This is a genomic window from Aromatoleum petrolei (assembly GCF_017894385.1).
In the GTDB taxonomy this organism is placed as follows: Bacteria; Pseudomonadota; Gammaproteobacteria; order Burkholderiales; family Rhodocyclaceae; genus Aromatoleum; species Aromatoleum petrolei.
Genome location: NZ_CP059560.1, coordinates 62,946 through 78,231, shown reverse-complemented (window position 1 = coordinate 78,231; position 15,286 = coordinate 62,946). Strand labels below are relative to the sequence as shown.

At 67.9% G+C, this 15,286-nt stretch carries 10 protein-coding genes; 5 read left to right on the top strand and 5 right to left on the bottom strand.

Annotated elements, in window-relative coordinates; translation table 11 throughout:
• Positions 1–183 precede the first annotated feature (183 nt).
• Together ToN1_RS00330 and ToN1_RS00325 are read left to right on the top strand one after the other, a co-directional pair.
• Positions 184–4,023, top strand: coding sequence for a CHASE domain-containing protein (locus ToN1_RS00330; RefSeq protein ID WP_210147941.1), 3,840 nt, complete (start codon positions 184–186; stop codon positions 4,021–4,023).
• Between the two features lie 348 nt (positions 4,024–4,371).
• Positions 4,372–6,183: a M61 family metallopeptidase gene (locus ToN1_RS00325; RefSeq protein WP_210147940.1), complete on the top strand. Its 1,812-nt coding sequence runs from the start codon at positions 4,372–4,374 to the stop codon at positions 6,181–6,183.
• Between the two features lie 6 nt (positions 6,184–6,189).
• Here the strand turns inward: ToN1_RS00325 and ToN1_RS00320 are convergent, their stop codons facing one another.
• The 4 genes from ToN1_RS00320 to lexA all read right to left on the bottom strand — a co-directional run bounded on the left by ToN1_RS00320 (position 6,190) and on the right by lexA (position 10,375).
• Positions 6,190–7,569: an MATE family efflux transporter gene (locus ToN1_RS00320; RefSeq protein ID WP_169208940.1), complete on the bottom strand. Its 1,380-nt coding sequence runs from the start codon at positions 7,567–7,569 to the stop codon at positions 6,190–6,192.
• 63 nt (positions 7,570–7,632) lie between these two features.
• Positions 7,633–9,066, bottom strand: coding sequence for a Y-family DNA polymerase (locus ToN1_RS00315; RefSeq protein WP_210147939.1), 1,434 nt, complete (start codon positions 9,064–9,066; stop codon positions 7,633–7,635).
• Complete coding sequence (gene imuA, locus ToN1_RS00310) at positions 9,002–9,724, bottom strand: translesion DNA synthesis-associated protein ImuA (RefSeq protein WP_210147938.1); 723 nt, start codon at positions 9,722–9,724, stop codon at positions 9,002–9,004. The genes ToN1_RS00315 and imuA overlap by 65 nt, the downstream gene beginning before the upstream one ends.
• Positions 9,725–9,763: 39 nt before the next feature.
• Positions 9,764–10,375, bottom strand: coding sequence for a transcriptional repressor LexA (lexA, locus tag ToN1_RS00305; RefSeq protein ID WP_210147937.1), 612 nt, complete (start codon positions 10,373–10,375; stop codon positions 9,764–9,766).
• 139 nt (positions 10,376–10,514) lie between these two features.
• Here lexA and ToN1_RS00300 point away from each other — a divergent pair, with 139 nt between their 5' ends.
• The 3 genes from ToN1_RS00300 to ToN1_RS00290 all read left to right on the top strand — a co-directional run bounded on the left by ToN1_RS00300 (position 10,515) and on the right by ToN1_RS00290 (position 13,645).
• Positions 10,515–11,027 (top strand): peroxiredoxin, encoded by a 513-nt coding sequence (locus ToN1_RS00300; protein WP_169208963.1) that lies wholly within the window; start codon positions 10,515–10,517, stop codon positions 11,025–11,027.
• A complete protein-coding gene (locus ToN1_RS00295; protein WP_210147936.1) occupies positions 10,993–11,472 on the top strand; it encodes an FKBP-type peptidyl-prolyl cis-trans isomerase in 480 nt (159 codons plus the stop codon). Before ToN1_RS00300 ends, ToN1_RS00295 begins: the two co-directional genes overlap by 35 nt.
• Before the next feature lie 91 nt (positions 11,473–11,563).
• The gene (locus ToN1_RS00290) at positions 11,564–13,645 is read left to right on the top strand and encodes an ABC transporter ATP-binding protein (RefSeq protein ID WP_169207471.1); all 2,082 of its coding nucleotides are present in this window, start codon (positions 11,564–11,566) and stop codon (positions 13,643–13,645) included.
• Between the two features lie 15 nt (positions 13,646–13,660).
• On the opposite strand, the gene ToN1_RS00285 is transcribed toward ToN1_RS00290, so the two are convergent.
• A complete protein-coding gene (locus ToN1_RS00285; RefSeq protein WP_210147935.1) occupies positions 13,661–15,169 on the bottom strand; it encodes a transglycosylase SLT domain-containing protein in 1,509 nt (502 codons plus the stop codon).
• Between the last annotated feature and the right edge of the window lie 117 nt (positions 15,170–15,286).

Here is a 15,286-nt window from a genome sequence, read left to right as displayed (position 1 = left end):
ATCATGCGCCGGATTGCCGCCCGAATGTCGTGATGCACTGTCCGGAGCGGCTGCGGATGACGAATGGGCGTGCCGGTGTGACGGTCGTCCTGCGCGACGAACGATCCGGGGGCGTGAATGTCATCCGTTTGGCTTAACATGCCATTAACCCCATGCGCGGTAAGGGGATGGAGCCGTAAGCGGATGAGCAAGCGAACCCTCGTTTTTCCCCTGGCGGTCATCCTCATCGGACTTGCCGTTGCACTGGGGGTGGCCCGGCAGACCGCCGAGACGAACCAGCAGACCGCGGACGCCCGTTTCGATGCGCTGGCCACCCGCACTGCGGCTGCACTGATCGCGCGCTTCGAAACCTTCGAGTACGGCATGAGGGGCGTTCGCGGTGCCATCATCGGAGCGGGCAGCGAATCGATACCGCGCCAGCGTTTTCTGCAGTATGCGCAGTCGCGCGAGGCGGACCGCGAATTCCCCGGTGCGCGGGGCTTCGGCTTCATCCGCCGTGTGGATCCCGCGGACGAGGCCCGGTTCGTCGCCGCCGTGCGCAGCGACGGGAGGCCGGATTTCAGTATCAAGCAGATCGCGCCGCACGCGGGCGAGCGCTTCGTCATCCTGCATGTCGAGCCCGAGGCGAACAACCGCGAAGCGATCGGACTCGACATTGCGTCCGAACTGAACCGCCGTACTGCCGCGCTGGCCTCGGTTCGCACCGGGCAGCCGGTGCTCACCGCACCTCTCACCTTGCTGCAGGCGATGGGCAAGCCGGAGCGCGGCTTCCTGCTGCTCCTGCCCGTCTATCGCGGCGGGTATCAGCCGGCGACACCGGAAGAGCGCTGGCGAACATTGCTCGGCTGGGTTTACGCGCCGCTGATCATCGATGAGGTCCTGGCGGATTTCGATTTTCGCGGCGGAGAGTTTGCGGTTTCGATCTACGACGCAGCGTATGCCGAACAGCCTCTCCGATTCTACGAATCCCCGGGAGGCGACCACGCGACGGTCGCAGGCTTGGTCAGGCAGTTGCCGGTGGAACTCTTCAGCCGTGACTGGATTGTGGAGGTGAGGGCGCTGGCGCCCTTCCACAAGGCGCTGAACCTGCCTGATCCACGCTGGTTCGCGGCGGGCATCCTGGCGCTGTCCGCACTGCTCGCCAGCCTCGCCTACATCTACCTGCAGAATGTGCAGCGCCGCATCGGCGCCAGCGCGGTGGAAGCGCGCCACGCGGCGCTAGTGGAGCAGGGCGCACGCCAGCAGCGTATCGCGGAGAGGCTGAAGCTCGCGACAGAGGCAGCCGAAATGGGTGTGGCGGAATATCGCTGCGAGGACGGGAGGCTGAGCTGGGATGACCGTCTCCGCGAGATCTATCGGGTGCCTGCGGACGCTCTTCCGGAGCGGGTGGAGCAGTGGCTGGCGCACGTGGCGGCGAGCGATCGTGCCGCAGTCGGTGCGGCCTTCGAGCGCGCCCTGAAGGGCGAGACCTTCGATTTCAGTTTCCGCATCGTGCGCCCGGATGGCACCGAGCGCATGGTCCGGTCGCTCGGGCGGGCGCAGCGCGACGCGACGGGCGAAACACTGCGGGTGGTGAGCGTCACGCTGGACGTGACCGAGCAGCGGCAGAACGAGGAGGCCTTGCGTCAGAGCGAGCGTTTCCTGAGCGCTGTTACCGAAAACATTCCGGCGATGATCGCGTACTGGGATGACGGTCTGCGATGTCGTTTCGCGAACCGCGCGCTGCAGGAGTTCCTCGGAAAGCCTGCCGTTTCGGTGCGCAATGCGCCCATGGGGTTCGTGTTCGAACCTTCCCTGTATGAGACGAGTAGGCCATACATGGAGGCGGCGCTCGCGGGGCAACCGCAGAAATTCCAGGCGAGCGTGGCTGACGAGCGGGGCGGAGGCGTGAAGCATCTGTGGTGGCATCTGGTTCCAGACCATGACGACGGACACGTTCGCGGCGTGTATGCGGTGATTTCGGACGTGAGCGAACTGAAGGACGCGCAGATACGTTTGGAAGAGTTGAACCTCGAACTCACCCGCCAGTCGGAGCTCGCCCAGGCAGGGAGCCGCGCCAAGAGTGAATTCCTCGCGAATATGAGCCACGAGATTCGCACCCCGATGAATGCGGTGCTCGGCTTGGCATATCTGCTGGAACGGGCCGATCTGCCGCCGGCGGCACGCGAGTTGGCTCGCAAGATCCAGCGGGCGGGCCGGTCGCTGCTGGGCATCCTCAACGACATCCTGGATTTCTCGAAAATCGAGGCCCATCGGCTCGACATCGAGCACCAGCCCTTCCGTCTCGCCGAAGTGCTCGACGAGCTGGCGAGCACGATGGCGTATGCGTGCGAGGGCAAGCCGGTCGAGGTCGCAGTCTGGCCGCCGCCGCCCGGCACGGAATCCCTTGTGGGCGACGCGCTGCGTTTGCGGCAGGTTCTGACCAATCTTGCGAGCAATGCGATCAAGTTCACGGAGCGCGGCGAGGTGGTGTTGCGCGTCATGCCGGTGGGGCGCGATGGGGATCGCTTGCGTCTGCGGTTTGCGGTGTCGGATACCGGGATCGGCATTCCGCCGGAGAAGCAGGAGGAGATCTTTTCTCCCTTCAGTCAGGCGGATACCTCGACGAGCCGGCGCTTCGGTGGAACCGGCCTCGGACTGGCGATCAGCAGGCAACTGGTCGGACTCATGGGCGGGCAGCTCGGCGTGCGCAGCGAGCCCGGACAGGGCAGCGAGTTCTTCTTCGAGCTGCCGTTTGCGACGGAGGAAAGGCCGGCAGTGGCGGTGCCGGCACCCGTTCCGCAGCGGGTGCTGATTGTCGATGACCATCCGCTGGCGCGCGAAGCGCTGACCGCGGTTGTCATGGCGTTGGGGTGGTCGGTCGAAGTCGCCGATTCCGGCGCGGCGGCCATCGAGGCTGTGCGGACACGTCGCGAATCAGGGCAACCATTCGATGTCTTGCTGCTCGACTGGCGCATGCCGGGCATGGACGGGCTGGCGACGGCCGCGGCGCTGCGTCCCATGTTCGGCAGCGATGCGCATCCGGTGATCGTGATGGTGACGGCAGCCGACCGGGAAGCGTTGCAGAGGCATCCGGATAGCCGTTTCGCCGACCGCGTGTTGACCAAGCCGGTGACAGCTACGACCTTGCTCGAAGCAGTGGCGGAACTCGTTGCGGGCAGGGGCGGAGGAGAGGTCGGTGTGTCGACCTCGACGCCGTCGGGTCGCCTTGCCGGATACCGTGTACTCGTGGTGGACGACAGCGACATCAACCGCGAGGTTGCCCAAGGGATTCTCGAGGGCGAGGGCGCACGGGTTGCCCAGGCGGAGCACGGCGAGGCGGCCCTCGGGCTGCTGGAGCGACAGCCCGCGGACTTCGATGCAGTGCTGATGGACGTGCAGATGCCGGTCATGGACGGCTACGAGGCGACGCGCCGTATCCGCGCATCCGAAGCGCTGCGGGCGTTGCCCGTGATCGCGGTGTCGGCCGGTGCCTTCCATGACCAGCATACGGCCGCACTACAGGCCGGAATGAGCGGCTTCGTGTCGAAGCCATTCGCGGCCGAGGATCTGATCTCGGCTCTGCAGACTTATGCGCCTCGGCCGATCTCCGCAGCGGCACCCGCAGCGCCTGTTTCGGTTGCGCCCGGCGCAGACGAGGTCGTGCTAGACGCTGCGCTCGGTCTCAGACTGTGGCGCGACGCGAAGACCTACGCGACCTATCTCCAGCGCTTTGTCGATACCTGCGGAGGGGATCCTGGCAGGATCGCCGCTTTCCTGCATGCGGGGAACCCCGCGGCGGCAGTGGGCGTGGTGCACAAACTGCGCGGCGCGGCGGGGGCGATGGGTCTGCCGCGACTGGCGAATGCCGCCGCCGTGGCGGAAACGGCCTTGAAGGATGGCGGGGCTCCTCAGGGGGCGGTGGACCGTCTGCAGGAGGCGATGGATGCGACGCTCTCCGAGATCGGACGCTTCCTGTCGCCCGTGCAGCAGATTGCCAAGGGCGGGCCGTCGACCGACGCGGTGCGCGCGACTGTGGAGTGAGGTGGCGGGGGCTTTCACAGAACTGTCCGCTTATCCCCACGCGGCGTGTGCAGTCTTGTGGACAACTTGTGGGGACGTGCTTCAGGCCACTGAAGCATAAGGAAATGTCGTCGCTGCACAAAAATGAGGCATTTTCGCAACGCGTGTTGTGGGAAAGTCGTTCCTTATCCCCACGGAGCGTGAGCAGTCCTGTGGACAAGTTGTGGGGAGGTGTCGCAGAGGACTGACGCGAAAGGAAATGCTGCTTCTGCGCAAAAATGAGGCATCGACACAACGTGCTCGGTGGCCGTCCGATGCAGCTCTGCTGCGGCTAAAATCGACGGTTTGCTTCGTTCTGCGGAATTTTCAATGCCCCACCAGCCCCGCGTGTCGTACACCATCGCCCCCGCGCGTCCGAACGCACACATCTTCGAAGTCACCTGCACGGTCGCCAGCCCCGATCCGGCCGGACAGGTGTTTCGTCTTCCTGCGTGGATTCCCGGCAGCTACATGATCCGCGAGTTCGCCCGCAACATCATCACCCTGCGCGCGGAATGCGGCGGTCGACCGGTCGCGATGGAAAAGCTCGACAAGCACAGTTGGCGTGCGGCGCCGGTGGAGGCCGGGCGAGCCTTGACGCTGAGCTACGAAGTCTACGCATGGGACCTCTCGGTGCGCGCCGCGCATCTCGATGCCACGCACGGATTCTTCAACGGCACCAGCGTGTTCCTCGCGGTTGAGGGACGGACCGACGAGCCCTGCTATGTGGACATTCTCCCGCCGGATGGCCCGGAGCTGCAGACATGGAAGGTCGCGACGACCTTGCGGCGCCCGGCCGGAAATCCGCTCGCGGCGCCCGCGATGGGGTTCGGCCTCTACTACGCGGAAAACTACGACGAGCTCGTCGATCACCCGGTCGAAATGGGCTGCTTCACGCACGCCCGCTTCGAGGCGGCGGGCGTTCCGCACGACATCGTGCTCACGGGGCGGCATGACTGCGATCTCGAACGCTTGTGCAGCGATCTCTCGCGCATCTGCACGTGGCAGATCGAACTGTTTGGCACGCCCGCCCCGGTCGATCGCTACCTCTTCCTGACGATGGTGGTCGGCGACGGTTACGGTGGCCTCGAGCACCGTGCCTCGACGGCGCTGCTGACCGGGCGCAATGATCTGCCCTACGTCGGCATGCACGAGCACACCGACGGCTACCGGACCTTCCTCGGCCTGTGCAGCCACGAGTATTTCCACACCTGGAACGTCAAGCGCATCAAGCCCGCGGCGTTCGCGCCCTACGACCTCGCCACCGAAAACTACACGCGCCTGCTGTGGGCGTTCGAGGGCTTCACTTCCTACTACGACGATCTCGCGCTGGTGCGCTCGGGCGTGATCGGCGTGGAGGATTACCTCGCGCTGCTAGGCAAGACGATGTCCGGCGTGCTGCGCGGCAGCGGCCGCCTCAAGCAGAGCGTCGCCGAATCGTCCTTCGACGCGTGGATCAAGTACTACCGGCAGGACGAGAACGCGCCCAATGCGATCGTCAGCTACTACGCGAAGGGTGCGCTGATCGCACTCGCACTGGACCTCCAGCTGCGCGCCGCGAGTGCGGGGCGGAAGAGCCTCGACGACGTGATGCGCCTGCTGTGGCAGCGGCACGGCCTGACGGGCGAGGGGGTCGCCGAGGATGGCCTGTTCGCGCTTGTCGCCGAGGTGGGGGAAGCTGGCCTCAAGGGGGCGGGGCGGCGCCTGTCGCGCTGGCTGAAGGACGCGGTCGAGGGGACCGAGGATCTGGCGCTGGACGAGTTCCTCAGGGCGTTCGGGATCGAGTTCCGCGCCGAGGCCGCCGCGAAGGGAGCCTGGTTGGGTGTGAAGCTGGCTGGCGGTAACGGCGAGGCGAAGCTCGCAAACGTGTTCGACGACGGCCCCGCGCAGCGATGCGGGCTTTCGGCGGGGGATGTGCTCGTCGCCATCGATGGCCTCAAGGTGACGGCCGCGTCGCTCGACGGCATGCTCGCGCGCCGCGGGCCGGGGGAGCAGGTGACCATCCACGCCTTCCGGCGCGACGAGCTGATTACCGTTACGGCCGAACTGGTGCCTCAGCCGGCCGATACGGTGAAGCTCGCGAGCGGCAAGCGCGTCTCGGCGGCGATGCGGGCGCTGCGTGAGGGCTGGCTGGGAAGCTGAGCGTCCTCAGGCAGGAGATTCCTCCTGCCGTCGCATGACGGCGCGCAGCAGCCAGCCGAACAGCATCGCGGCGACCGTCGTGGACATTACGCCTGCCTCCCAGAAACCGGCCACGTGTGGTCCGTCGGTGCGCCAGGGGGCATGGAAGCTCGCCCAATAGCCGCCGGCGAGGCCCACGCCCCAGAAGCACACGGCGTGCATCAGCATCGGCACGAAGGTCACCTTGTAGCCGCGCAGCGCATGCGCCGCGACGGTCTGCACCGAGTCGAACAGCTGGTAGAGGCAGACGTAGATCAGCAGCATCAGGCTGACGGTACGCACGGCGACGTCTTCCGAGAACAGCGCGATGAGCGGCTCGCGCGCGATCCATAGCGCGATGCCGATGAGCGACGCGAGTCCCGCCGTGACGATCATGCCCACCCGTATCGTCATGCGTGCCCGGGCCCAGTCGCGCGCGCCGGCCGCCTGGCCGACGAGGACGAGCACGGCGATCGACATCGCCAGCGGCAGCATGTAGATCAGGGCGGCGACGTTCGCGACGACGCGATGGCCGGCGACGGCCTCGGCGCCCAGGCGGGCGGCGAACAGCGCGATCAGCGTGAAGGACGACACCTCGATGAAGGTCGACAGCCCCATCGGCACGCCCAGGCGCAGCAGGCCGAGGATCTCCTTGGCCTGCGGCCCGCGCCAGTGCGAGAAGAGGCGATATGGCCGGTAGCCCGGATTGCGCGCGAGGTAGACGGCGCCGCAGGTGAAGGCGAGCCAGTTCACGATTGCCGTCGAGATGCCGCAGCCGAGCACGCCCAGAGGCGGCAGCCATAGATGGCCGTACACCAGTGCCCACGCGAGCGGAACATGGGTCGTGGTGACGATGAAGCTGATCGCCATCAGCACACGCGGCTTGCCCACGGCGTTGTTGAAGGCATAGAAGGTGCGGTACAACAGCACGGCGGGCAGGCCCACGGCGGTGGCGAGGAGGTACTCGCGGGTCTTTGCGTCGACGTCGGCGGGGACGCTGCTCAACTCCAGCAGGAAGCCGGGGAAGACCATTAGCGCGATGCCGGGCACGGCGAGCATCAGCGCGAGCCAGAACCCCTGCTGCAGCGAGGGCGCGATCCCTTCCATGCGGCCGGCGCCGAAATGATGCGCGACGGTCGGGGCGACGGCCTGCAGCACGCCCACCACCAGCATCACGATGGAGATATATACGCCGCTGCCGACGGCGACCGCGGCGAGGTCGACGGTGCTGTAGCGGCCCACGATCACGGTGTCGGCGATCAGCATGCTCATCGACAGGATCTGCGCGACTAGTACGGGCCACGCGTGGTGCAGCAGCTGGCGGGCGATGAGGGAGGCCGAGACGGACGACGAGGCGGGGGCGCTCAAGGAAGAGGGGGATCGGGGTTGAGGGAAGGATTCCCGGCGGGAACCGGGAGTGGGGAAGCGAGTTTAGCCAAAAAAACCATGCACGTACCAGCCACCGGGTGGGTCGAGCTGCTCGAATACCCACCACAGCGCGGCATCGGGTGCGCGGGCGATGTAGTAGTCGCGACGCATGTCGGCGCCGTCCCACCACCCGGATTCGATGCGTTCCGGCCCGCGCAGCAGCGTCAGCGCGCGGATAGAGTCGAGCGCGCGCGGTTCGTTCATCAGCCATAGGGGGCGAGGGCCGGTGGCCGGCGGGGTGCTGTGGGGGGCGGGGCGTCCGGGGTCGGCGAGGCGCCAGGCGCGTTCGGGCCGGTGCTCGCAAACCGGATGTACGGTACGAACCGCCTCGCGCCCCAGCCGCGCGCGCAGACGATCGAGCAGCAGGGCGGCGGCGTCGCGTGCGCTGTCGGGGTCGCTGAACAGGTCCTGCGTGCGCCCCGGGGTGACCACCGGGTTGTCGGCGAGAAGGCGCAGTGCCTCGACCGGCGCGGGCAACTGCAGCGCGGCGAGGTGTTCGCGGGCAAGCATCAGCAGTCGCCCGTCGTCGCGCCCCGGCGTGCCGGTGACGATCTCGAGCACGGTGTCGGGGTGGCCCTCGTGCTCCAGCTGCAGGCGGCAGCGATCGAGCGCGGCATGGCGGGCGGCAAGCCAGGCGGACAGCCCGGAAAACAGCCTTCCGGCGGCGAACAGCAGTGGCTCGGTGTGCAGCAGGCTCGCGGGCAGGACCAGCCGCGATTCGAAGCGTTCCGGCGGCAGAAACCAGGGGCGCGGATCGGGGCGTTCGCCGCGGGCCCGCGCGAGCGTGTCGAGCACGACGGAGGCCTGGCGGCGGGCGAGCCCGTCGCGCGGCAGGCGGGCGACGTCGCCGATGCGGCGGGCGCCGATGCCGTGCAGCAGGTCGAGCGTGGCGCGGGATACTTCGGCGCCGTCGCCGAGCAGTTCGACGGGCAGGTCGTCGAGCTTGCGCCACCACTCGGCGGCGGCCCGGAGCTGCCGGCCCGGGTGCGTGCGCGCGAGCCAGCGTGCCGCGAGCGGGGTCGGGGCAGCGGCGATCGCGGCATCCAGGCCGAGCGGCGCGAGGCCGGCGCGGATGCGCCGCACCAGCCCCGTGACGCCGCCGAACAGGCGCAGGCTGCCGCTCGTTTCCAGCACCAGCCCATCGGGCGGGTCGATGCTGACGCAGGGCGTGAATTGCGTGGCCCACGCGGCGAACTCCGCCAGCGTCGCGGCCTCGAGCGCCGGGTCGCGTTCGCGCAGTTGCAGCGACGGAGCGACCGCGAGGGCGCCGGCCGCGCCCTGGCCGGGTTCGACGCCGCGCGCGAGCGCAGCGGCAGTCGCCGCGACCACGCGCGCGCCGGGGCTGTGTTCGACGACCGCCAGTTCGCCCGGCTCATCCACGCCGCGCGTGAATACCTGCAGCGGCAGATCGGACAGGATCAGGGCGAACCAGAGCATCGTTGAGGGCGGGAATGCGGCGCAGGCCGGGTCGTTGCGGGAGGGACAGGTACAGCGGGGCGGCGAGGCCGGGGCCGCGCCGTTTGAGGATGTCCACGGCGAGTTCGCCGTCGCTCGCAGCGAGCCGCAGGCGCAAGACGGCGGGGGAGGGCTGCCGGGCGGCGGAGACGGGACGGAACAGGAACAGCGGGGTCGCGGAGCTTTCGGCGGCGAGTTGCAGACGCCGCAAGGCGGCGGTGTCCGCACGTGCCAGCCAGGCGAGCACGATGCTGCTGCCGCCCGACGCTAATGCCTGTCGCACCGACCACAGGATTTCGGCGTGGTTGCCCGGTTCGAGCAGCAGCAAACGTTCGAGCGGCACCCCCGCTGCGACGAGGGCAGGGGCGTAGGGCAGATGGGGCGGGGCGACCCAGACGATCCAGCGATCGGCCGGCAGGGCGTGCAGCACGGGCAGCAGCAGTCCGAGTTCGCCGATACCGGGGCGGTCGGACAGCAGTTCGATCAGCGCATTACGGGGCCAGCCGCCGCCCGGCAGCTGGGCATCGAGCGCCGCGAAGCCGGTGGCGATGCCCGCCTCGGCCGACTGCGCGAGCCGGTCCGCCTGCCATACGAGGCCGGACGGCAGGGCTGCGAGGGTGGTCTGGGCGAGGGCGGCCATCGAAAGCGGGGGGCGGGAGGAGGATCACGGCGGCAGGCTTCACAGCGAGCCGTTGCGCACCAGGCCGACGGCGATCCCCTCGATCGTCAGGGGGGTGCTGCGGGTATCGACGACGATGGGCGCGAAATCGGGGTTGGCCGGCAGCAGGCTGACGATGGGGCCCTTGCTGGTGAAGGTCTTCACGGTCACCTCGTCCTCGACGCGGGCGACCACCACCTGCCCGGAACGTGCCTCGTGGCTGCGGTGCACGGCGAGCAGGTCGCCGTCGAGGATGCCTGCGTCGCGCATGCTCATGCCGCGCACGCGCAGCAGGTAGTCGGCGCGCGGCGAGAAGAGGGCCGGGTCGATCTGGTGGCGCGATTCGATGTGCTCGACCGCGAGGATGGGACTGCCGGCCGCGACCCGACCGATCAGCGGCAGACCGAGCCCTTGGGCAAGGCGGATGCCGCGCGCGCGCCCCTCCTCGAGCAGGATCGCGCCCTTCGCGGCGAGTGCGCGCAGATGGCTTTCGGCCGCGTTCGGCGAACGGAAGCCGAATGCGCTGCATACCTCGGCGCGCGTGGGCGGACGCCCCTCGGATTCGACCGTCTGGCGGATGAACTCGAGGATTTCGCTCTGGCGGGCGGTCAGGTTGTGGTCGCGGTTGCTCATGGGGTTCTCCGGGGTAACTGTAATTTTAAACAGCTTGTGCTGATCCGCAAGCATTAAATCGGTGTAGCGCAAGCGGGGGAGACGCAGGTAGAGTTCGCTTCGTGTCTCGGCTAGAATCCAACGACGTCAGGGAGATCACATGTTGCAGATCGGTGATATCGCGCCAACGTTTTCGCTGCCGGATGCGGACATGGAGGATTTCGACCTCGCCGCAGAACGCGGCAGGCACCATGTGGTCCTCTACTTTTACCCTCGTGACAACACGCCGGGATGCACCATGCAGGCGGCCGACTTCTCCGATCATGAAGACGAATTCGCCCGCTACGACTGCATCGTCGTCGGCGTCAGTCCCGACGATTGCCTGACCCACGCCGAATTCCGCGACCAGCACGGCCTGTCGATACGTCTGCTTTCCGACGTCGAGACCGAGGTGTGCCGGCTCTACGATGTCTGGCAGCCCAAGGAAGTCGATGGTGTGAAGAAGATGGGCGTGGCGCGGACGACCTTCGTGATCGACAAGGAAGGCATCATCCGTCACGCACTCCGCGACGTTACCCCCCGCGGCCATGCGGCGGGGGTTTTTGAACTGGTCAGGAAACTGGAAACAGAGAAAGCTAATGGAAATCGTCAAGAACAGCGTCGTAACGCTTAAGTACACCGTCGTCGACCCGGACGGCAACATGATCGATGATGGTCAGCAACCGCTGGTCTACCTGCATGGCGGCTACGATGGCATCTTCCCCGCCATTGAGGAGGCGCTGCACGGCAAGAAGGTCGGTGAGCAGCTGAAGGTCAAGCTGCAGCCCGAAGATGCCTTCGGCGATTACGACGAGGAACTCGTGCTGGTCGAGGACATCAGCCAGTTCCCCGAGAACATCGAGGTCGGCATGTCCTTCGAGCGCGTCACCGACGACGGCGAGGAGGAGATGATCTACCGCATCACCGACATCGCCGACGGCAAGGTCGTTGTCGATGGCAATCATCCGCTGGCCGGCACCGCCCTGGTGTTCGATGTGACCATTGCGGAAGTGCGCCCGGCGACCGCCGAGGAGCTGGCGCACGGCCACGTGCACGGCGCGGGCGGCCACCACCACTGATCGGACGACCGGTCGCAGCATTGCCACGGGGCCGCGCAAGCGGCCCTTTTTCCATCCCTCTTTCGTTTCACTCCGCGTCCATACCCGTCCGATGACCGTACTTGCCGGAACCGACCGTCCGCCCGCGCAGGAGGACCGACCAATCGACGCCCCGCTCCTGGACGTGCGGCACTTGCGCGTGCATATCGGCGCCGCCGCACGGCCCGTACGTCCGGTCGACGGCGTCGGGTTCTCGATCGCGGCGGGGGAGACCTTTGCACTGTTGGGCGAATCCGGCTGCGGCAAGTCGATGACGGCGCTGGCCCTGCTGCGCCTGCTGCCCGACGCCGGACGCATCGTTGGCGGCGAGGTGCGCTTTGCCGGCGACGAGCTGCTCGCCCGCAGCGAGGCGGACATGCGCGAGGTGCGCGGCGGCCGGATCGCGATGATCTTCCAGGAGCCTTCGACCAGCCTGAATCCGGTGATGACCGTGATGACGCAGATCGGCGAGGTGCTGGCACGCCATCGCGGCCTGCGCGGCGCGGCGGCCCGTGCGGAAGCACAGCGCCTGCTTGACGCGGTCGGGATCCCCGACGCTGCGCGACGGCTGGACGATTACCCCTTCCAGTTTTCCGGCGGCATGAAGCAGCGTGTCATGATCGCGATGGCCCTCGCGGGCGACCCGGAACTGCTGATCGCCGACGAGCCAACGACCGCGCTCGACGTGACCATCCAGGCCCAGGTGCTCGACCTGCTCGCGCGCCTTCAGGCCGAGCGCGGCATGGGCATGCTGCTGATCACCCACGACCTGGGCGTGGTGGCGCATATGGCGCACCGCATCGGCGTGATGTACGCGGGCGAGCTGGTCGAGACCGGCGCGCGCGACGATTTTTTCCGCGCGCCCCTGCACCCGTATTCGCGCAAGCTCTTCGCCGCGCTGCCGACCGACGCCCAGCGCGGCCATCCGCTGGCGGCCCTGGGCGGGCATGTGCCGCCGCTGGACCAGGTCTTCACCGGCTGCCGCTTCGCCGGGCGTTGCCCCGACGTGTTCGAGCGCTGCCATCACGACGCCCCGGCGTGGCAGTCGGTCGGAGCGCAGGCAGTGCGCTGTCATCTGTACGCGGAAGATCATGCCGAAAGGCCCGCGGTCTCCGCCGCGGCGGCCTCGGCAGGTGCGGCTGGCGAACGTGCCGCCACAAGGACGGCGCCCCTGCTCGATGTGCGCGACCTGCAGGTGCATTTCCCGGTGCGCAAGGGACTCCTGCGGCGCGAGGTGGCGCGCGTGCGCGCCGTCGATGGCGTGAGCCTGGCGCTCGCGCCGGGCCGTACGCTGGCGCTGGTGGGCGAGTCCGGATGCGGCAAGACGACCGCCGGCAAGGCGATCCTGCAGCTCGTCGCGCCGACCGGCGGCGAGGTGTACCTCGACGGCACGCCGCTCGCGGGGCTGTCCCGCGCGGCCTTGCGCGCGCTGCGGCGCGATTTCCAGATGGTGTTCCAGGACCCCTTCGCGTCCCTGAACCCGCGCATGCGCGTCGGCGAGATCATCGAGGAGGGCATGCTCGCGCTGGGTGTCGAGAAGGATCCGTCAGCGCGCGCGGAGCAGATCGATGCCTTGCTTGCGCGCGTGGGACTCACGTCGGAAATGAGGCTGCGCTACCCGCACGAATTCTCCGGCGGCCAGCGTCAGCGTATCGCGATCGCGCGGGCCCTTGCGGTGCGCCCGAAGCTGATCGTGTGCGACGAGCCGACGAGTGCGCTGGACGTGTCGGTGCAGGCACAGATCCTCAACCTGATGCGCGAATTGCAGGCGGAGTTCGATCTCGCCTATCTCTTCATCACGCACAACATCGGCGTGGTGAGCTGGCTCGCCGACGACGTTGCGGTGATGTACCTGGGACGCATCGTCGAGCAGGGGCCGGTGGGGAAGGTGCTGGCCGCGCCGGCGCATCCCTACACCCGTGCGCTGCTCGCGGCGGTTCCCGATATCGCGCGCGAAACCGCGGCGCATGCGGGCGCTGCCGAGCGCGCAACGCGGCCGGTGGTGGCTGGCGACCTGCCGTCGCCACTGGCGCCTCCGCCCGGCTGCCACTTCCACCCCCGCTGCGAGCGGGCGACCGATATCTGCCGTGCGCAGTATCCGGCGGTAACCGACCTGCGCGGCGGGCGCAGCGTGCGCTGCCACTGGCCCGCCTGAGGCGGTCCGCGGCGTTCAGCGCTTCTGGTTCTTCTGCGCGGAGGTCGTCGTCTTGCCGGACGACTTCGGCGCGGTCTTGGCAGTCGATTTCGCGGGTGCCTTGGCGTTCCCCGACGAAGCCTTCTTGCCGGCCGCGCGCCTGCCGGTCGAGGTCTTGCCAGCCCCCGATTTCTTTCCGCCCTTCGCCTGCGCGCCCTTTGCGTCCGCCTTGGACGGGATCGTGCTGGTGTCGAGCGCGGCGTTGCGCGGAATCATCCGGGCCGCCGCGATCGCGCCGTCGGGTTCGATGCCGTTGGGGACTAGCAGGGTGTATCCGGGGCTCACGCGGCTGCGCGCATCGAGGCCGTTGATCTGGTGCAGTTCGCTCAGCGACAGGCCGAAGTCGCGTGCGACCGACGCGAGGGTGTCGCCGCGGCGCATCTCGTAGGTGCGCCACTGCTTGCCGTTGTTCTGATGTTCGGCCAGGCGGGCGCGGAAGCGTTCGGCGCGGTCGACCGGAATCACCAGCGAATCGGCTCGCGTGGTGGCGGGACGGTTGTAGGAGGGGTTGAGCGCGAGGAACTCCTCGAGCGGCATCTCGGCGAGGCGCGCGGCGGTCGCGAGGTCGATACCGGCGGGGGTGTCTACGGTGACGAAGTGGCGGGTGTTCGGAACGTAGGGCAGCTCGAAGTGGAAGAGCTCGGGCTGCGCGACGATGTTCTTCAGTGCCTGCAGCTTGGGGACATAGTTGCGGGTTTCCTCGGGCATCCGCAGCTGGCTGTATTCGGCTGGCAGCCCCTCGGCGAGGTTGCGCTGCACGGCCCGTCCTACGGCGCCTTCGCCCCAGTTGTAGGAGGCGAGGGCGAGGTGCCAGTCGCCGTGCATCTCGTAGATGGTCTGGAGGTAGTCGAGCGCGGCGTTGGTCGAGGCGATCACGTCGCGCCGTTCGTCCACCCACTTGTCTTGCGTCAGGTTGTAGTTGCGCCCGGTCGAGGGGATGAACTGCCACAGTCCCGAGGCGCGCGCGCGCGAATAGGCCATCGGGTTGTAGCTGCTCTCGACCATCGGCAGCAGGGCGAGCTCGGTGGGCATGCCGCGGCGTTCGAGTTCGTCCACGATGTGATAGAGGTAGCGCCCGCCGCGCTCGAACACCCGTTTCAGGAATCCCGGACGGTTGAGGTAGAAGAGTTGCTGTTCGGCGACCGTCTCGGTATCGAGGTCGGGCATGCCGAAGCCGCGCCGGATGCGGTCCCAGATGTCGTTCGCATCGCGTGTGAGGTCCAGTGTGAGGACGCGCGGGGCAGGGTCACGCAGTTCCAGTACTTGGCCGGGCGAGGCGGCGAGGCCTTCCGTTCTGCGCGCGGCCGATGGCGGGCGCAGGCTCCCGAGCGAACGCGGGCTGGCTTCGGCCGGCGCGGTGTCGACCGGCGCAGGGGCATTGGAGGGCAGGACATCGCCAGCCGGGGTGTCCTCTGCAATGGCCGAGGACGCCGCCGCGGTCAGCGCGATGACCAGCAGGAGAATTCGCAGGAGAGGAATCGCCATGAATCCGGCGCCTCGTTCGTGAAAAGAGGGTGGACTCTAGGGCAGGGGAGAAAGTGCGTCAAACCGGAAATCGCTGACGACATATCGGGACTTAGTTGATACCATAACAAGGTTTTA